This is a genomic window from Pseudomonas sp. FW215-R2 (assembly GCF_058789255.1).
Window position 1 is genome coordinate 109067 of the sequence record NZ_JBYTBO010000016.1, and the last position, 19175, is coordinate 128241.

Below are 19175 nucleotides of genomic sequence, written 5' to 3' on the forward strand. Positions count from 1 at the left end.
GTCGGAATCAAAGATTAAGTGACTGATTTACTTATATATTTCTGAAGCTGATAAATCACCGTAAAAGGTGCATAAGTTTTTTTCGGAAGTAAGAAAACCGGCTGATATAGCCGGTTTTTTTATGCCTGCTCTTCAGCGATCAGCGGCAGCTCAAGGCGGAATGTGGTGCCCTGATCGATGACGCTGATGCATTCGATCCGCCCACCATGGTGATCCACCACAGCCTTGACCATCGACAGCCCCAATCCCACGCCATCGATGCCTTGAGCCGAAGAAAAACGGCGGTACTGGCTGAACAGATCGGGCAGGTCTTCAGCCCCGATACCTTTGCCCTGATCGGTCAGTTCGCAATGCAGCCAGTCATCGTGGCATCGAACGCACAACCTGACCGTAGACCCGGCCGGGCTGTACTTGATCGCGTTTTCCAGCAGATTGAACAACGCCCGGGTCAGCAGGCCCTGGTCCGCCAGCACCAGACGTTCCTGGGATTGCTCATCCATATCGTTCAGCAGTTCGATACGCTTTTGCTGGGCGATGGGCAGTGCCTGGTCCAGTACGTCCATCACCAGCATCGCAAACAGACTCGGCTGGAACTGATAGGCCTCGGATTCGGCCCGGGCCAGTAAAACGAATCCATCGGTGAGTTCCAGCGCTCGACGCACTTGGCGTTCGATCTGCTCGAACAGCGGTGAATCCGTTCCAGCCTGATGCCGGTGGACGTCGAGCAGGGCGAGGATCGCTGAATGCGGCGCTCGCAAGTCATGGGACAGAAAGCGCAGCAGCACACCGCGCTGTTCTTCGGCGGCGCGCTCGGCGCTCAGGTCGGTCAGGCTCAATAACCAGCCAATCGGCGTGTCGCCGTCCACCGGCAACAATGCGGCGCGTTCCAGGCGCAGGCTGCGCTCTTTGTGATCGCGGAATTCCAGCAGGGGCAGCTCGGACAGAGATGGACGCGGCTCTGTGGACAACTCTGGATAACCCAGGCTTGCCAGCTGATCGAGGACGTCTTCGCCCACCAGATTGTGATCGAACAGGTTCCGGGCCTTGCGATTGCCCAACAAGACCTGTCCTCGAGGATCGCTGATCAGCGTTGCGACCGGCAGATACTCCAACCCATCGGCGATGAAGCGGCGAGTATCGCGGGTGCGGCTCATGGCTTGTTCAAGGGCCATGATCTGTCCCTGCAAACGGTCGGCGCTGGAAAAGGGCGCCCGGCGGCGTTCGGGAAACACCTTCGGTTCACTGTCCAGCCGCGACAGCTCCCAGCCGAAGTAGGTGAGCACCACACTCAGGCGCCGCCAGTTCCAGATCAGATAGCCGAACAGCATCCCCAGCGCCGCAGGCGTCGGCGACCACCAACGCCGAATTTCAGCGAAGCCGGCACTGGTCAGCAGCACGCAGGCAATCCCGCCGAGCGTCACCCAGATCGCCAGACGCGGTCGCCACAACAGCAACCCCAACACACAAGCCACCAGAGCGACCGACACCATCGCGCCGGCGACTGGCGCCGGATCATGCAGATTGACCTGAGCACGCCACGACAACAATGCAGTCAGCGGCAACAGCACTAGACTTATCCACACCCACTCGCGCACCAGTTGCCGAAACAGGCGTTGAACCTGACTTTGCACACGGCTTTCGTGGCGGCGTCGGTTAATCATGGAAAACAGGGCAGGGCGGGTTGAATGGTTTCATAGGCGACAGGTCTGAGGACGTAGACCCGAAGAATCATAGCGGTTCGACCCATGGTGTGCCGCTTACTTTCACTGCTTTGGTCGAACCGCCGGTGTCGACCACCCATTACCCAAGCGACAAGGAATCCCGCGTATGCGCGTTGCGATACTGGACGATGAACCCGCCGAACTGCGTCGGGTCGAGCAGACCCTGCAACAAATGGCCGAGGCCGGCGAACAGCCCTGGTCGCTGCACAGTTTCGAACGCGGAGAAGACCTGCTGCGGCAACTGCGCCGGGAAACCTTCGACCTGCTGATCCTCGACTGGCAACTGCCCGACCTCACCGGCCTGGCGCTGCTGCGCTGGACCCGCGAGCACATGGAGGCGCCACCGGCGGCCATCATGTTGACCAGTCGCGATGGTGAGAGCGATATCGTTCAGGCCCTGAACGCCGGGGCTGACGATTACGTCAGCAAGCCTTTTCGTCCAAACGAGTTGAAGGCTCGAGTCACCGCCGTACTGCGCCGGCACAGCCATCAACGCCCGAGCGTGGCCAATGTTCTGCGTTTCAATGATCTGGTGTTCGACGACGCCGAGCTGACCGTCACCCGCGAAGGCAAACCAATCATGATGACCGAGCGCGAGTATCGGCTCGCGCATTGCCTGTTCAGTAACCTCGGCCGACCTCTGTCACGGGACTATCTATACGAAAGATTCTGGCCCCACGAAGAAATGGCCTCGTCGCGACCACTGGATACCCACATCTATCGCCTGCGCAACAAGCTCGGGCTGACGGCGGATCGGGGTTGGCAGTTGCTGACGATTTATGGGTATGGGTATCGGTTGGAGAGTGTGGCGGCGGGCTAGCGAGCAGTTTTTGATCGGAAAACTCACTGTAGTTTCTTGGCTGCGGACTCAACCTCTTTAATGCTGTTCTCCGGAACCGGCAAATCTTCCGGCATGGTTCCGCCCAACTCTGTGATGGTTTCTCGCACCTTTCTACCAACTTCCAGATGAACTTGATTAGCCTGCTGCTTGCCTTGGACGTTATCGCGACGCAGTTTGTCCTCAGCCTGTGTTGCACGGAACAAGTTGGCAGCCAGTTCGGTCGATCCCATGTGATCAAGAATTTTCTGACCCTTTTTTAGCCCTTTGCGTTGGTGAATAGCTTTCTGATCGAGGCCGCCATATAGCCCTTGATAACCGTGGTTCTGGAAAATGGCGAAATCCAGGCCGGTTTCAACGCCGGCCTGCTGTGCAGCTTCCACCAATTGCTTGTTGTGCTCACGTAACTCATTACGCAAAAGCAGGCGTTTTTGATCATCCCTCAGTTTCTGAAATGAAGCGTCGTCCGCCAATTCCTGACGTCGGGTCTGGATTGCGAAATAGGTCTGCCCTGCGGCAATAACCGGTTTGATTGGGTCTCCGTTCTGAACTATCAGATAACAGGCATACCGAGAGAGCTGCATATCCTTCACTGATCGCTGGGATCCGGATCCAAGCAAAACCATTTTGGTGACGTCAACGAAATGGTCTGCGATGCGATGATTACTGAGTTCGCAGGCCTGCACCGCTTTGTTAACGACATTTTCGAAGTTCCGCCAATCCCGGTATTCCAAGAGTGGGGCAAGCTCTCGGGCGGACCAGTATTCCAAGCCATCTTCCGACTGGTGCTTCAGGTCTTCGAAAGACCGATGCTGCTCGCTCAAAGTAAATCCTCCACGGATTGGGGTGATCTGAATCCTTCCATTGACCCGGAAGAGATTCACACTGACACCTCTATAGAATCAATGGTGGCTTACAAATGCATACATTGTTGTCGGAAAAAGGCCGTCGGTTTAGAGGCGTATTCGAGCATAAAAAAACCCGATGAATCAGAGATCCACCGGGCTTGTTATGACTTCGATCATGCGTGCAAACGGATCAGAAATCCAGGTTGGAAACCGCCAGAGCATTGCTCTCGATGAAGTCACGGCGAGGTTCGACCGCATCACCCATCAGGGTGTTGAAGATCTGGTCTGCGCCAATGGCGTCTTCGATGGTGACTTTCAGCATGCGGCGCACGCTTGGGTCCATGGTGGTTTCCCACAGCTGATCCGGGTTCATTTCGCCCAGACCTTTGTATCGCTGAATGGTGTGGCGCTTGGTGCTTTCGGCCATCAGCCAGTCGAGGGCTTCCTTGAACTCGGTGACCGCTTTCTTGCGCTCGCCACGCTGGATGTACGCGCCGTCGTCGAGCAGGGTGCTCAGTTGAGCGCCGAGGGTGACGACAGTCTTGTAGTCGTTGCTGCCGAAGAAGTCGCGGTTGAAGGTGACGTAGTTCGACAGGCCGTGGGAGATCAGTTCGACCTCTGGCAGCCACACGCCACGTTCGCGGTCTTCACGCAGGCTGGCCTTGTAGACCAGACCGGACTTCTCGACGGTGCGCAGACGAACTTCGTACTGGGCCAGCCAGTCTTGCATCTTGGCGTGGTCGCCGAGCATTTCCAGGCTGACGGCCGGCAGGTAGATGAAGTGCTCGGTCAGCTCCTGCGGGTACAGGCGCGACAGACGCTTGAGGGTCTTCATCACCATGCGGAAGTCGTTCACCAGACGTTCCAGCGCTTCGCCGGAAATGCCCGGGGCGTCTTCGTTCAGGTGCAGGCTCGCATCTTCCAGGGCCGACTGCGTCATGTACTCTTCCATGGCGTCGTCGTCTTTGATGTATTGCTCTTGCTTGCCTTTCTTGACCTTATACAGCGGCGGCTGGGCGATGTAGATGTAGCCGCGCTCGATCAGCTCCGGCAACTGACGGAAGAAGAAGGTCAGCAGCAGGGTACGGATGTGCGAACCGTCGACGTCAGCATCGGTCATGATGATGATGTTGTGATAGCGCAGTTTGTCGATGTTGTACTCTTCGCGGCCGATACCGCAGCCCAGCGCGGTGATCAGGGTGCCCACTTCCTGGGACGAGATCATCTTGTCGAAACGCGCTTTCTCGACGTTGAGGATCTTGCCCTTCAGCGGCAGGATGGCCTGGGTCTTGCGGTTACGTCCCTGTTTGGCAGAGCCGCCCGCGGAGTCACCTTCCACGAGGTACAGTTCGGACAGCGCCGGGTCTTTTTCCTGGCAGTCAGCCAGTTTGCCCGGCAGGCCGGCGATGTCCAGCGCACCTTTGCGGCGGGTCATCTCACGGGCCTTGCGCGCCGCTTCACGGGCACGGGCAGCGTCGATCATCTTGCCGACGACCAGTTTGGCTTCGTTCGGGTTTTCCAGCAGGAAGTCGGAGAAGTACTTGCCCATTTCCTGTTCGACCGCGGTCTTCACTTCGGAAGACACCAGCTTGTCTTTGGTCTGGGAGCTGAACTTCGGATCCGGCACCTTCACCGAGATGATCGCGGTCAGGCCTTCACGGGCATCGTCACCGGTGGTGGCGACTTTGTGCTTCTTCGCCAGACCTTCCTGCTCGATGTAGTTGTTCAGGTTACGCGTCAGTGCAGAACGGAAGCCCACCAAGTGGGTGCCGCCGTCGCGCTGTGGAATGTTGTTGGTGAAGCACAACAGGTTCTCGTTGAAGCTGTCGTTCCACTGCAGGGCGATTTCCACGCCGATGCCGTCTTCACGCTGGATGTTGAAGTGGAACACCTGGTTGACCGCAGTCTTGTTGGTGTTCAGGTATTCAACGAACGCACGCAGGCCGCCTTCGTACTTGAACAGCTCTTCCTTGCCGCTGCGCTCATCCTTGAGGACGATGCCGACACCGGAGTTGAGGAAAGACAGTTCACGAATGCGCTTGGCCAGGATGTCCCAGCTGAAGTGAATGTTCTTGAAGGTTTCGCTGGAAGCCTTGAAGTGAATCTGGGTACCGGTGGTTTCGCTGTCGCCAACGATCGCCATCGGTGCCTGAGGTACGCCGTGGACGTAGGTCTGTTCCCAGATCTTGCCGCTGCGGCGAACGGTCAGTACCAGCTCTTCGGACAGCGCGTTCACAACAGAAACACCTACACCGTGCAGACCGCCGGATACTTTGTAGGAGTTGTCGTCGAACTTACCGCCGGCGTGGAGGACGGTCATGATGACCTCGGCGGCGGAAACGCCTTCCTCTTTGTGCACGTCTACCGGGATGCCACGGCCGTTGTCTTTAACGGTGATGGACTCATCCGGGTGGATGATGATGCTGATGTCGTCGCAATGGCCGGCGAGGGCTTCGTCGATCGAGTTGTCGACCACCTCGAACACCATGTGGTGCAGACCGCTGCCATCGTCGGTGTCACCAATGTACATACCGGGACGTTTGCGCACGGCATCCAGGCCTTTCAGCACTTTAATGCTCGATGAGTCGTACGTATTTTCTTCGCTCAATGCCTTCACTCCCGATGGTCGTGGGTCTGGGTGATACGGCCCTGTTCCACGTGGAACAGAGCGACTGGCGTTTCCGTCTGCCAGCCTTCCCTCAATAATTCGTGATCTACACAGGTGATAAAGACCTGGCAGCGTAAGTCTTCCAGCAAGCGGCACAGCGCGCGACGGTGGCTTTCGTCCAGCTCGGACGGCAAGTCATCCACCAGATAAATACACTGGCCGCGTCGGGCCTGGCTCACCAGATGCCCCTGGGCAATGCGCAAGGCACAAACCACCAACTTCTGCTGACCCCGGGACAAGATGTCCGCGGCATTGTGAGCGCCCAATCTAAGACGCAAGTCAGCGCGTTGCGGTCCGGCCTGGGTATGACCCATTTGCTGGTCCCGCTGCAGGGAACCGGCAAGTACGGCACTCAATTCCCGGTCCTTGTCCCAGCCTCGGTAATAGCTGAGCGTCAAACCTTCGAGCTCAACCAGTTCGCTCAAGGTTTGTTCAAAGACTGGTTTCAAGGCTTTGATGTAAGCGCGGCGGTATTCATCGATTTCAGCGCTGGCCTGGCACAGTTCCCTGTCCCAAACCGCTTGCGAAACGGCGTCAAGTGTACCATGCCGCAGCCAGGAGTTTCTCTGGCGCAAGGCCTTCTGCAAACGCTGCCAGGTGGCCATGAACCGCGGTTCGACGTGGAACACGCCCCAGTCGAGGAACTGCCGGCGAATCTTCGGCGCACCTTCCAGCAGGCGGAAGCTGTCGGGGTTGATCAACTGCAGCGGCAGGATCTCCGCCAGTTGCGCGGCGCTGCGGGCATTCTGGCCGTCGATGCGGATCTGGAACTCGCCCTGACGGTCGCGAGAGATCCCCAATGCACTGTGGCCACCCTCGGCGAGCTCCACCTGACCGAATACGGTACAGGCGAGTTGCTCATACTGGATGACCGGCAACAGCCGCGTGCTGCGAAACGAACGGGCAAGCCCCAGCAGGTGAATGGCTTCCAGAACACTGGTTTTGCCGCTGCCGTTGGCGCCGTAAAGAATGTTGATTCGGGGGGAGGGGGAGAAGGTCACCGGGTGCAGATTGCGCACCGCGGTGACCGAGACGCGACTTAGCGACATCCAGAGTCAGCTGATTACAGACGCATCGGCATGACAACGTAAGCCGAATCGTCATTGTCGGACTCTTGCACCAGCGCACTGCTGTTGGAGTCGGACAGGATCAAACGAACCTGCTCGGTGGTCATCACGCCCAGCACGTCGAGCAGATAGCTGACGTTGAAGCCGATTTCCAGGGAGCCGCCGTTGTATTCCACGCCTACTTCTTCTTCCGCTTCTTCCTGTTCCGGGTTGTTCGCCTGGATCTTCAGCTGACCGTTGGCCAGTTGCAGACGGATGCCACGGTACTTCTCGTTGGACAGAATCGCGGTACGGCTGAACGCTTCGCGCAGCGCCTGACGATCACCCAGTACCAGCTTGTCGCCGCCCTTCGGCAGAACGCGCTCGTAGTCAGGGAACTTGCCGTCGACCAGTTTCGAGGTGAAGGTGAATTCGCCGGTGGTCGCGCGGATGTGGTGCTGACCCAGCACGATGCTGACGTTGCCGTCCGGCTCGGTGAGCAGACGCGCCAGTTCGAGAATACCTTTGCGCGGCACGATCACCTGGTGGCGATCCTGCTGACCGATGTCGGCCTGCATCGAGCACATTGCCAGACGGTGACCATCGGTGGCCACGGCACGGATCACACCGGTCGACACTTCCAGCAACATGCCGTTGAGGTAGTAACGCACGTCCTGTTGGGCCATGGCGAAACTGGTGCGTTCGATCAGGCGACGCAGCTTGCTTTGATCCAGGCTGGTGGTCAGCGAACCCGGGCCTTCTTCCACAGTCGGGAAGTCGTTGGCCGGCAGGGTCGACAGGGTGAAGCGGCTACGGCCGGCTTTCACCACCAGCTTCTGCTCGTCGACCTTGATATCGATCAGCGCATCGTTCGGCAGGCTTTTGCAGATATCCATCAGCTTGCGCGCAGGCACAGTGATGGAACCTGTTTCAGCCGGCTCCTCGAGTTGCACGCGACCGACCAGCTCGACTTCCAGGTCGGTACCGGTCAGCGACAGTTGCTGGCCATCGACGACCAGCAGCACGTTGGACAGTACCGGCAAGGTCTGTCGGCGCTCGACGACGCCTGCGACCAGTTGCAGGGGTTTCAACAGGGCTTCGCGTTGAATGGTGAAATGCATGGTCTAGTCCCTTGCCTTAATAAGCTGCGCTGGTGTTCATCAAGTGGTCAGTGTACGCAGCAGGTTCTTGTAGTCCTCGCGGATGTCCGCGTCGGATTCCTTAAGTTCGTTGATCTTGCGGCAGGCGTGCAACACCGTCGTGTGGTCGCGACCGCCAAACACATCGCCGATTTCCGGCAGGCTGTGGTTGGTCAGTTCCTTGGACAGTGCCATGGCGACCTGACGCGGGCGAGCGACCGAGCGCGAACGGCGCTTGGACAGCAAGTCGGAGATCTTGATCTTGTAGTACTCGGCGACGGTGCGCTGAATGTTATCCACAGAGACCAGTTTGTCCTGCAACGCCAACAGGTCTTTCAGGGATTCGCGAATCAACTCGATGGTGATATCGCGGCCCATGAAGTGCGAGTGGGCGATCACGCGTTTCAGCGCGCCTTCCAGCTCACGGACGTTGGAGCGAATACGTTGGGCAATGAAGAACGCCGCATCGTGTGGCAACTCGACTTTGGCCTGGTCGGCCTTCTTCATCAAGATGGCTACGCGGGTTTCCAGCTCCGGCGGCTCGACGGCAACCGTCAGGCCCCAGCCGAAGCGGGATTTCAGGCGCTCTTCAAGGCCTTCGATTTCCTTCGGATAGCGGTCACTGGTGAGAATGACCTGCTGGCCACCTTCAAGCAGGGCGTTGAAGGTGTGGAAAAATTCTTCCTGGGAACGTTCCTTGCGGGCGAAGAACTGAATGTCGTCGATCAACAGGGCGTCCACCGAACGGTAGAAACGCTTGAACTCGTTGATCGCGTTCAGTTGCAGCGCCTTGACCATGTCGGCCACGAAACGCTCGGAATGCAGGTACACGACCTTGGCATTCGGGTTTTTCTTTAACAGGTGGTTACCCACCGCGTGCATCAAGTGCGTCTTACCCAGACCCACGCCACCATAAAGGAAGAGCGGGTTGTAGCCGTGCTTGGGGTTATCCGCCACTTGCCAGGCCGCCGCACGGGCGAGCTGGTTGGACTTACCTTCGACGAAGTTCTCGAAGGTAAAGGTGCGATTCAGGTAGCTGGTGTGCTTGAGCGCGCCTTCGACCTGCACCGTGCGCTGTTCGGCACGCACCGGCGCTTGCTGGGAGGCGGCGCCCGCCATCGGGTCGAAGCTGTCGCGGGACGGCTCTTCGCTGACTTCCTCGGTTTTTTGCGTCGCGCGCTTGGCCGGGGTTGGGGCCGGCGCGGGTGCCGGAGCACTGACGGGCGCGGAACTGGCTTGAGCCAGCGATGCAGCGGCCGCGGCCAGTGGCGCGTTCGGCGCAGCACGCGGCGCAGAACTGCGCTTGCTGCCTATTAATAAGGAGAGCGACGGCGCCAGGCCATTGCCATGCTCATCCAGCAGTTCAAGGACGCGCCCCAGGTACTTTTCGTTGACCCAGTCCAGAACAAAACGGTTCGGTGCGTAGACACGCAACTCGTCGCCTTCGGCTTCGACCTGTAATGGACGGATCCAGGTGTTGAATTGTTGGGCTGGCAGCTCTTCGCGCAAAAGCTCCACGCACTGCTGCCAAAGTTCCACTGACACGGAAATCCCCTAATTTGAAAGCCGGTGAGGCAAAAACAAGCGGCCATTGTAGCGGCCAGCCGTCCACTTATCCACATGCAGGTTGTCCGGTGGACATGATTTATCAATGCCTTATCCGGTGAAAAAGCGACCAACGGTGTGTGAATAAGCTCTGTGGATAACCCCATCTGAGCACACTGGACAACTGGGGGTCGAACCCGGTGGATAACCAGCCTGTGGATAAACACCGTTTCCACCCACAGGTTATCCGATAGCGCAGCACAGGCTGAACACGGTTTTCCACTGTAGTTGTCATTCTCTGTACAGTGCTGAAAACAAGGCCTCGAGTCAGTTATCCACAGATGAGGCCGGGTCTAGCTTTTATAAGCTTTACAGAAAAGCTTTAAATACTTCGCTTCTTTATTTTTATATCTGGCTGGACGGAATTCACGGGGGGATAGCTCTGGAGATCTATTTATAAGGAAACGTTGGTTGGAAATTGACCTATTGGCTTGCTTTCTCTAGAATCCCCGGTCTCTTAAAACGGGGGCCATTCCGGCCCGTTGTGGACGAACCAGGTAACACGACATGAAACGTACTTTCCAACCAAGCACTATCAAACGCGCTCGTACCCACGGTTTCCGTGCTCGCATGGCTACCAAGAACGGTCGTGCAGTACTGTCGCGTCGTCGCGCCAAAGGCCGCGCACGTCTGGCAGTTTGATAATCCGGCACTGGAGGTGAGTCAGGACTTCAGTCGGGAAAAGCGTCTGCTTACTCCCCGGCATTTCAAGGCAGTCTTTGACTCCCCTACCGGCAAGGTTCCGGGGAAAAATCTCCTGCTCCTTGCGCGCAACAACGATCTCGATCACCCCCGTCTCGGGCTGGTTATCGGGAAAAAGAGCGTAAAGCTCTCCGTCGAGCGCAATCGCCTCAAACGTCTGATGCGCGAATCGTTTCGCCTGCACCAGGATTCACTGGTCGGCTGGGACATCGTTATCGTCGCGCGCAAAGGTTTGGGTGACGTAGAAAACCCCGAATTGATTCAGCATTTCGGCAAACTCTGGAAACGTCTGGCACGCAACAAGCCGGTACCAGCAGTCAAAACCGAAACTGTAGGGGTAGACAGTCCAGATGCGTAAACTGGCACTCGTTCCGATCCAGTTTTATCGCTACGCCATTAGTCCCTTGATGGCCAGTCACTGTCGTTTCTACCCCAGTTGTTCTTGCTACGCGTATGAAGCCATCGAAAATCATGGCCTTCTGCGCGGTGGCTGGCTGACCTTTCGTCGTTTAGGTCGCTGTCATCCGTGGAATCCCGGTGGTTATGACCCGGTTCCACCTATCCCTACCTCCCGTTCTTCTTCGATGGCCGAGTAATCATGGATATCAAACGCACGATCCTGATCGTCGCCCTGGCAATCGTGTCCTACGTCATGGTTCTTAAATGGAACCAGGACTATGGTCAGGCTGCCCTGCCGACTCAGAATGTTGCTTCCAGTACGACTACATCCGGTTTGCCGGACACCGCCACTGGCAATAACGCTGCCGCCAGTGACGATATTCCGCGCGCCGCAAGCGATACCAGCGCACCTGCCGAAACGCCGGTCGCCGCCAGCAAGGATCTGATCCAGATCAAAACCGACGTGCTCGATCTGTCGATCGATCCACAGGGTGGCGATGTTGCTCAACTGACCTTGCCTCTGTATCCACGTCGTCAGGATCGTCCGGACGTTCCGTTCCAGCTGTTCGACAACGGCGGCGAGCGTACTTATCTGGCGCAAAGCGGTCTGATCGGCACCAACGGTCCGGACGCAAGCCCGGCCGGTCGCCCGATCTACTCCTCGGAGAAGAAGACTTATCAACTGGCTGACGGTCAGGACCAATTGGTCGTCGACCTGAAGTTCAGCAAGGACGGCGTCAACTACATCAAGCGTTTCACCCTGAAACGTGGCCTGTATGACGTGACCGTCACTTATCTGATCGACAACCAGAGCGCTCAGCCTTGGTCCGGTTCGATGTTTGCCCAGCTGAAACGCGATGCAAGCGCCGATCCATCGTCGACCACTGCTACCGGCACCGCGACTTACCTGGGCGCCGCCCTGTGGACAAGTTCCGAGCCGTACAAGAAAGTGTCCATGAAGGACATGGACAAAGGTCAGCTCAAGGAAACCGTCACCGGTGGCTGGGTAGCCTGGCTGCAACACTACTTCGTGACTGCATGGGTTGCTCCGAAAGGCGAAAACAACGTCGTTCAGACCCGTAAAGACAGCAAAGGCAACTACATCATCGGTTACACCGGTCCTTCGTTGACCGCTGCACCGGGTGCAAAAGTCGAGACCAGCGCTGTTCTGTACGCCGGTCCGAAAAGCCAGGCGGTGCTGAAAGAGTTGTCCCCAGGTCTGGAACTGACCGTCGACTACGGCATTCTGTGGTTCATTGCCCAGCCAATCTTCTGGCTGCTGCAACATATCCACGCCATCGTCGGCAACTGGGGCTGGTCGATCATCTTCCTGACCATGCTGATCAAGGGGATTTTCTTCCCTCTGTCGGCCGCCAGCTACAAGTCGATGGCCCGCATGCGTGCCGTGGCTCCGAAACTGGCAGCACTGAAAGAGCAACATGGCGATGACCGGCAGAAAATGTCGCAAGCCATGATGGAGCTGTACAAGAAAGAGAAGATCAATCCGCTGGGTGGCTGCTTGCCGATCCTGGTGCAGATGCCGGTTTTCCTTTCGCTGTACTGGGTTCTGCTGGAAAGCGTGGAAATGCGCCAGGCGCCGTTCATGCTGTGGATTACCGACCTGTCGATCAAGGATCCGTTCTTCATCCTGCCGATCATCATGGGCGCGACCATGTTCATCCAGCAGCGTCTGAACCCGACTCCTCCGGATCCGATGCAGGCCAAGGTCATGAAAATGATGCCAATCATCTTCACGTTCTTCTTCCTGTGGTTCCCGGCTGGTCTGGTGCTGTACTGGGTTGTGAACAACTGCCTGTCGATTGCTCAACAGTGGTACATCACGCGTAAGATCGAAGCGGCGACGAAAAAAGCCGAGGCGTAACTTACTCTGTGGATAACACCACTCAAAACGCCCCCTAGTGGGGCGTTTTGCTATCTGCCACTTTTGTCTGGATACCGGTTTATGAGCGCACCTCGTGAAACCATCGCAGCCGTCGCCACCGCTCAGGGCCGTGGCGGCGTGGGCATCGTTCGAATTTCCGGGCCGCTGGCCAGCGTTGCGGCCAAAGCCATCAGCGGCCGAGAACTGAAACCGCGGTTTGCCCACTACGGCCCGTTCTTCAGTGACGATCAACAGGTGCTGGATGAAGGTCTGGCGCTTTATTTCCCCGAGCCGAACTCGTTCACCGGCGAGGATGTGCTGGAACTGCAGGGCCACGGTGGTCCGATCGTCCTCGACATGTTGCTCAAGCGTTGCCTGGAACTGGGCTGCCGCCTGGCCCGTCCCGGCGAGTTCAGCGAAAGAGCATTCCTCAATGACAAACTCGACCTCGCCCAGGCCGAGGCCATCGCCGACCTGATCGAAGCCAGTTCTGCACAGGCTGCACGCAATGCCTTGCGTTCCTTACAGGGTGCGTTTTCCCAGCGTGTGCATAACCTCACCGAACAACTGATCGGCTTGAGGATTTATGTCGAGGCAGCCATCGATTTCCCGGAAGAAGAAATCGACTTCCTCGCCGATGGCCACGTGCTGAGCATGCTCGACAAGGTTCGTGACGAGTTATCCACCGTCTTGCGCGAAGCCGGACAGGGTGCATTGCTGCGTGACGGCATGACCGTGGTGATCGCCGGTCGTCCGAATGCCGGCAAATCCAGTCTGCTCAACGCATTGGCCGGTCGAGAAGCCGCCATCGTGACTGAGATCGCCGGCACCACCCGGGATATCCTGCGCGAACATATCCACATCGACGGCATGCCACTGCATGTCGTGGACACTGCCGGTTTGCGTGATACCGACGACCATGTGGAAAAGATCGGTGTAGAGCGAGCGTTGAAGGCCATCGGCGAAGCCGATCGAGTGCTGTTGGTGGTCGATGCTACGGCCCCGGAAGCTGCGGATCCGTTCGCGTTGTGGCCAGAATTCCTTGAAACCCGACCAGATCCGGCGAAGGTCACCCTGATTCGCAACAAGGCTGATCTCACCGGTGAAGCCATTGCCCTGGAAGTCAGTGACGATGGCCACGTGACCATCAGCCTGAGCGCCAAGTCTGCCGGTGAAGGCCTGGACCTGCTGCGTGATCACCTGAAAGCCTGCATGGGTTACGAGCAGACCTCGGAAAGCAGCTTCAGCGCACGCCGTCGTCACCTGGAAGCCTTGCGTCATGCCAGTGCGGCTCTTGAACACGGTCGCGCGCAGCTGACTCTGGCGGGTGCCGGCGAACTGTTGGCAGAAGATCTGCGCCAGGCTCAGCATTCCCTCGGGGAAATTACCGGGGCGTTCAGCTCCGATGATCTGCTGGGACGGATCTTTTCCAGCTTCTGCATCGGTAAATAGCCCTTCCGTTGTCCACAGACAGGTCCATTCGCGACCTGTCTGTCTCTCCTCTTTGACTTCCCTTCCTCCAGTGCCGGACAGATTTTCTGTTCCTGAGCGGATTTTCCGCGTCCGCGATTCCTTCATTCGTCCGATTTCTGTGGATTAAGCCCTGTGAATAACTGCCGCTGAGGGCAGTTGATAACAGGGCCTGAAAACTGAACATAACTGCCTCTGTGGATAACCACCTCATTCATCCACAGGCTTACACCGGTTATCCAAGGGCCTCCTGACCACATGGGCACAGGGTTTTGAATCGCTGTACATATTGAATATTAAGGCCTGTAGCAATCTATCCACAGAAATGTGGGGCAGTAAGAATAAGCTTTAAAACAAAGGTTTTATAAATTTCTCTCTTTTTTATTCTTTTAACCGCGAGTTCTCCACAGCTGGTTAAATTTTGTGCAAAGGGTTCTTTAGGAAGGGCGAAGTCCCTATACTTGTCGACCAGGTCCAGAAACCTGATCTCAAACTATTCCTGAATTACCTACTTAAGCAGGCACGAGGTGCGTGGTGGATTTCCCTTCCCGTTTTGAAGTGATCGTCATCGGCGGCGGTCATGCCGGTACCGAGGCAGCACTGGCCTCAGCACGCATGGGTGCAAAAACCCTTCTGCTGACGCATAACGTGGAAACCCTCGGAGCCATGAGTTGCAACCCGGCCATCGGTGGCATCGGCAAAAGCCATCTGGTCAAGGAAATCGACGCCCTCGGCGGCGCGATGGCCATGGCCACCGATAAGGGCGGCATCCAGTTTCGCGTGTTGAACAGCCGCAAAGGCCCGGCCGTACGAGCGACCCGTGCGCAAGCCGACCGGATTTTGTACAAAGCCGCTGTCCGCGAAATTCTGGAAAACCAACCGAACCTGTGGATATTTCAACAAGCCGCTGACGACCTGATCGTCGAGCAGGAACAAGTACGCGGTGTTGTCACGCAAATGGGTCTGCGTTTCTTCGCGGATTCCGTGGTGTTGACCACCGGTACGTTCCTGGGCGGACTTATCCACATCGGTTTGCAGAATTTTTCCGGCGGTCGCGCCGGTGATCCGCCGTCGATTGCCCTGGCGCATCGTCTGCGTGAACTGCCGCTGCGTGTCGGTCGCCTGAAAACCGGTACGCCTCCGCGAATCGACGGCAAGTCTGTGGATTTCTCGGTGATGACCGAGCAACCGGGTGATACGCCGATCCCGGTGATGTCGTTCATGGGCAACAAGGAACAACATCCACGCCAGGTCAGTTGCTGGATTACTCACACCAACGCCCGTACCCACGAAATCATCGCCGCGAACCTCGATCGTTCGCCGATGTATTCCGCTGCCGGCGAGATTGAAGGCATTGGCCCGCGTTATTGCCCGTCGATCGAAGACAAGATCCACCGCTTTGCCGACAAGGAAAGCCATCAGGTGTTCATCGAACCGGAAGGTCTGACCACCCATGAGCTGTATCCGAACGGGATATCCACAAGCCTGCCGTTCGACGTGCAATTGCAGATCGTGCAATCGATCCGCGGCATGGAAAACGCGCACATCGTGCGTCCGGGTTATGCGATCGAATACGACTACTTCGATCCACGCGACCTGAAGTACAGCCTGGAAACCAAAGTTATCGGCGGTCTGTTCTTCGCTGGCCAGATCAACGGCACCACCGGTTACGAAGAAGCCGGCGCCCAGGGTTTGCTGGCTGGCGCGAACGCCGCACTGCGTGCGAAAGGCAAAGAAGCCTGGTGCCCGCGTCGCGATGAGGCGTACATCGGAGTATTGGTCGACGACCTGATTACCCTCGGTACCCAAGAGCCGTACCGCATGTTCACTTCCCGTGCCGAGTACCGCCTGATCCTGCGTGAGGACAACGCGGACTTGCGTCTGACCGAAAAAGGTCGCGAACTGGGTCTGGTCGATGACGCGCGTTGGGCAGCGTTCTGCAAGAAACGCGAAAGCATCGAACTCGAAGAACAGCGCCTGAAAAGCACCTGGGTTCGCCCAGGCACTCAGCAGGGCGATGCGATTGCCGAGAAATTCGGCACGCCGCTGACTCACGAATACAACTTGCTCAACCTCTTGAGTCGTCCGGAAATCGACTACGCTGGTCTGGTCGAAGTGACCGGGCAGGGCGCCGAAGATCCACAGGTCGCCGAACAGGTCGAGATCAAGACCAAATACGCCGGTTACATCGACCGTCAACAGGACGAAATCGCCCGTCTGCGTGCAAGCGAAGACACGAAACTGCCTGTGGATATCGATTACACCAACATTTCCGGTCTCTCCAAGGAGATCCAGAGCAAGCTTGGCGCGACTCGTCCCGAGACGCTGGGCCAGGCTTCGCGGATCCCGGGTGTGACCCCGGCAGCGATTTCGCTGTTGATGATTCATTTGAAAAAACGCGGCGCGGGCCGTCAGTTGGAGCAAAGCGCTTGAGTTCTAAGGTCACTTCGCAACACGCCGAAGAGTTATCCACAGGAGCCCGCGAGCTCGGTGTCAATCTCACTGAAACCCAGCACGAATTGCTGCTGGGTTATCTGGCCCTGTTGATCAAATGGAACCAGGCCTACAACCTGACCGCCGTCCGCGATCCGGACGAAATGGTTTCCCGTCACTTGCTCGATAGCCTCAGCGTGATGTCGTTCATCGAAAACGGCCGCTGGCTGGACGTCGGTAGCGGTGGCGGCATGCCGGGGATCCCTTTGGCGATCCTGTACCCGGACTCGCAAGTGACCTGCCTGGACAGCAACGGCAAGAAAACCCGCTTCCTGACCCAGGTCAAACTCGAACTCAAACTGGATAACCTACAAGTTATCCACAGTCGCGTCGAAGCGTTCCAGCCTGCACAGCCGTTCAACGGGATCATTTCCCGGGCGTTCAGCAGCATGGAGAACTTCACCAACTGGACTCGCCACCTCGGCGACGCCGATACACGCTGGCTGGCAATGAAGGGCGTCCATCCGGCCGATGAGCTGGTAGCATTGCCGGCAGACTTCAAACTCGATAGCGAACACGCCCTGGCCGTACCCGGTTGCCAAGGCCAACGCCATCTGCTGATACTGCGCCGCACGGCATGATTGGGAACACAAGCAAGAATGGCTAAGGTATTCGCGATAGCGAACCAGAAGGGTGGTGTGGGCAAGACCACCACCTGCATCAACCTCGCAGCATCCCTGGTCGCGACCAAGCGCCGGGTGCTGTTGATCGATCTCGATCCACAGGGCAACGCCACCATGGGTAGCGGTGTGGATAAACATGGCCTGGAAAACTCGGTCTACGACCTGCTGATCGGCGAATGCGATCTGGCCCAGGCCATGCACTACTCCGAACACGGTGGTTATCAACTGCTGCCGGCCAACCGCGATCTGACGGCGGCCGAAGTGGTGCTGCTGGAAATGCAGATGAAGGAAAGTCGTCTGCGCAGCGCGCTGGCGCCGATCCGTGAAAACTACGATTACATTCTGATCGACTGCCCGCCGTCGCTGTCGATGCTCACACTGAACGCACTGGTCGCCGCTGACGGGGTGATTATCCCCATGCAATGCGAGTACTTTGCGCTCGAAGGTTTGAGCGACCTTGTGGATAACATCAAGCGCATCGCCGAACTGCTGAACCCGAACCTGAAAGTCGAAGGTCTGCTGCGGACCATGTACGACCCGCGCCTGAGCCTGATGAACGATGTATCGGCCCAGCTCAAGGAACACTTCGGCGATCAGCTGTACGACACGGTGATCCCGCGCAACATCCGCCTGGCCGAAGCCCCGAGCTACGGCATGCCGGCGCTGGCTTACGACAAGCAATCGCGTGGCGCGCTGGCCTATCTGGCCCTGGCGGGCGAGATGGTTCGCCGTCAGCGCAAAAATTCACGCATCGCCGCTGCTCAGCCAACTTAAGGAATCCCCATGGCCGTCAAGAAACGAGGTCTCGGACGAGGACTGGATGCACTGCTGAGCGGTCCGACTGTCAGCTCGCTGGAAGAACAAGCGGCGCAGGCTGACAGCCGTGAGTTGCAGCACCTGCCACTGGACCTGTTGCAGCGCGGCAAGTATCAGCCACGCCGGGACATGGATCCGCAGGCGCTGGAAGAGCTGGCGCAGTCGATCAAGGCTCAGGGCGTGATGCAGCCAATCGTGGTTCGCCCGATTGGTGGTGGCCGCTTTGAAATCATCGCCGGTGAACGTCGCTGGCGTGCAAGCCAGCAGGCCGGGCAGGAAACCATCCCGGCCATGGTCCGTGATGTGCCGGATGAAACCGCGATCGCCATTGCGCTGATCGAGAACATCCAGCGCGAAGACCTGAATCCGATCGAAGAAGCGGTGGCTCTGCAGCGCCTGCAGCAGGAATTCCAGCTCACCCAGCAACAGGTCGCCGAGGCTGTGGGTAAGTCCCGCGTCACCGTGGCCAACCTGTTGCGCCTGATTGCGCTGCCGGAAGTCATCAAGACCATGCTGTCCCACGGCGACCTGGAAATGGGCCATGCCCGTGCATTGCTCGGTCTGCCGGACAATCAGCAGGTGGAAGGGGCGCGACATGTTGTCGCACGCGGTCTTACCGTGCGCCAGACTGAAGCACTGGTTCGTCAGTGGTTGAGTGGCAAACCCGAGCCTGTCGAACCCTCCAAACCCGACCCGGATATCGCTCGCCTCGAGCAACGTCTGGCCGAGCGCCTAGGCTCTGCGGTGCAGATCCGCCACGGGAAGAAGGGAAAGGGTCAGTTGGTGATCGGTTACAACTCTCTCGATGAGCTTCAGGGTGTGCTCGCACACATCCGCTGAAACAATTCCTCTTGTAGCGCGCAGTCGGAAATCACTACCTGACAGTTGAATAGGGGCAGAACCGCCCCTATACTCTGCGCGCATT

General features: G+C 57.8%; 16 protein-coding genes. 10 read left to right on the forward strand and 6 right to left on the reverse strand.

Translation table 11 applies throughout. From position 1 onward, the window contains the following. Positions 1-119: 119 nt before the first annotated feature. The gene (locus AC3WRD_RS21410) at positions 120-1661 is read right to left on the reverse strand and encodes a sensor histidine kinase (RefSeq protein WP_102621184.1); all 1542 of its coding nucleotides are present in this window, start codon (positions 1659-1661) and stop codon (positions 120-122) included. A gap of 166 nt (positions 1662-1827) precedes the next feature. On the opposite strand from AC3WRD_RS21410, the gene AC3WRD_RS21415 reads away from it, so the two are divergent. Beyond that, positions 1828-2541, forward strand: a complete 714-nt coding sequence (locus AC3WRD_RS21415; RefSeq protein ID WP_102621185.1) for a response regulator transcription factor — start codon at positions 1828-1830, stop codon at positions 2539-2541. Positions 2542-2564: 23 nt separating this feature from the next. Here the strand turns inward: AC3WRD_RS21415 and dinD are convergent, their stop codons facing one another. The 5 genes from dinD to dnaA all read right to left on the reverse strand — a co-directional run bounded on the left by dinD (position 2565) and on the right by dnaA (position 9805). Continuing rightward, positions 2565-3383, reverse strand: a complete 819-nt coding sequence (gene dinD, locus AC3WRD_RS21420) for a DNA damage-inducible protein D (protein ID WP_102621191.1) — start codon at positions 3381-3383, stop codon at positions 2565-2567. A gap of 214 nt (positions 3384-3597) precedes the next feature. After that, positions 3598-6015 carry a DNA topoisomerase (ATP-hydrolyzing) subunit B gene (gene gyrB / locus AC3WRD_RS21425; protein WP_007954129.1) on the reverse strand — a complete coding sequence of 806 codons (2418 nt, stop codon included), beginning with the start codon at positions 6013-6015 and terminating at the stop codon, positions 3598-3600. 5 nt (positions 6016-6020) lie between these two features. Further along, positions 6021-7124 (reverse strand): DNA replication/repair protein RecF, encoded by a 1104-nt coding sequence (recF, locus tag AC3WRD_RS21430; RefSeq protein ID WP_007911886.1) that lies wholly within the window; start codon positions 7122-7124, stop codon positions 6021-6023. 14 nt (positions 7125-7138) lie between these two features. Then, entirely contained in the window at positions 7139-8242 is a 1104-nt protein-coding gene (dnaN, locus tag AC3WRD_RS21435) for a DNA polymerase III subunit beta (RefSeq protein WP_096822384.1), read from the reverse strand. 39 nt (positions 8243-8281) lie between these two features. After that, positions 8282-9805: a chromosomal replication initiator protein DnaA gene (gene dnaA / locus AC3WRD_RS21440; protein ID WP_096822383.1), complete on the reverse strand. Its 1524-nt coding sequence runs from the start codon at positions 9803-9805 to the stop codon at positions 8282-8284. A gap of 567 nt (positions 9806-10372) precedes the next feature. On the opposite strand from dnaA, the gene rpmH reads away from it, so the two are divergent. From rpmH to AC3WRD_RS21485, 9 genes are all read left to right on the forward strand, one after another. Then, positions 10373-10507 carry a 50S ribosomal protein L34 gene (gene rpmH / locus AC3WRD_RS21445; protein ID WP_003213577.1) on the forward strand — a complete coding sequence of 45 codons (135 nt, stop codon included), beginning with the start codon at positions 10373-10375 and terminating at the stop codon, positions 10505-10507. A gap of 16 nt (positions 10508-10523) precedes the next feature. Beyond that, positions 10524-10925 (forward strand): ribonuclease P protein component, encoded by a 402-nt coding sequence (rnpA, locus tag AC3WRD_RS21450; RefSeq protein WP_011336726.1) that lies wholly within the window; start codon positions 10524-10526, stop codon positions 10923-10925. Beyond that, positions 10918-11163, forward strand: a complete 246-nt coding sequence (gene yidD / locus AC3WRD_RS21455; RefSeq protein ID WP_010465488.1) for a membrane protein insertion efficiency factor YidD — start codon at positions 10918-10920, stop codon at positions 11161-11163. Before rnpA ends, yidD begins: the two co-directional genes overlap by 8 nt. A gap of 2 nt (positions 11164-11165) precedes the next feature. Then, positions 11166-12848 carry a membrane protein insertase YidC gene (yidC, locus tag AC3WRD_RS21460; RefSeq protein ID WP_096822381.1) on the forward strand — a complete coding sequence of 561 codons (1683 nt, stop codon included), beginning with the start codon at positions 11166-11168 and terminating at the stop codon, positions 12846-12848. Positions 12849-12929: 81 nt separating this feature from the next. Beyond that, entirely contained in the window at positions 12930-14300 is a 1371-nt protein-coding gene (gene mnmE / locus AC3WRD_RS21465; RefSeq protein ID WP_102621186.1) for a tRNA uridine-5-carboxymethylaminomethyl(34) synthesis GTPase MnmE, read from the forward strand. A gap of 552 nt (positions 14301-14852) precedes the next feature. Then, a complete protein-coding gene (gene mnmG, locus AC3WRD_RS21470) occupies positions 14853-16751 on the forward strand; it encodes a tRNA uridine-5-carboxymethylaminomethyl(34) synthesis enzyme MnmG (RefSeq protein WP_102621187.1) in 1899 nt (632 codons plus the stop codon). Beyond that, positions 16748-17392 (forward strand): 16S rRNA (guanine(527)-N(7))-methyltransferase RsmG, encoded by a 645-nt coding sequence (gene rsmG, locus AC3WRD_RS21475; protein ID WP_007911906.1) that lies wholly within the window; start codon positions 16748-16750, stop codon positions 17390-17392. The genes mnmG and rsmG overlap by 4 nt, the downstream gene beginning before the upstream one ends. 18 nt (positions 17393-17410) lie before the next feature. Further along, positions 17411-18208: a ParA family protein gene (locus tag AC3WRD_RS21480; protein WP_007954142.1), complete on the forward strand. Its 798-nt coding sequence runs from the start codon at positions 17411-17413 to the stop codon at positions 18206-18208. Positions 18209-18217: 9 nt separating this feature from the next. Then, the gene (locus AC3WRD_RS21485) at positions 18218-19090 is read left to right on the forward strand and encodes a ParB/RepB/Spo0J family partition protein (RefSeq protein WP_064600630.1); all 873 of its coding nucleotides are present in this window, start codon (positions 18218-18220) and stop codon (positions 19088-19090) included. Positions 19091-19175: the final 85 nt, after the last annotated feature.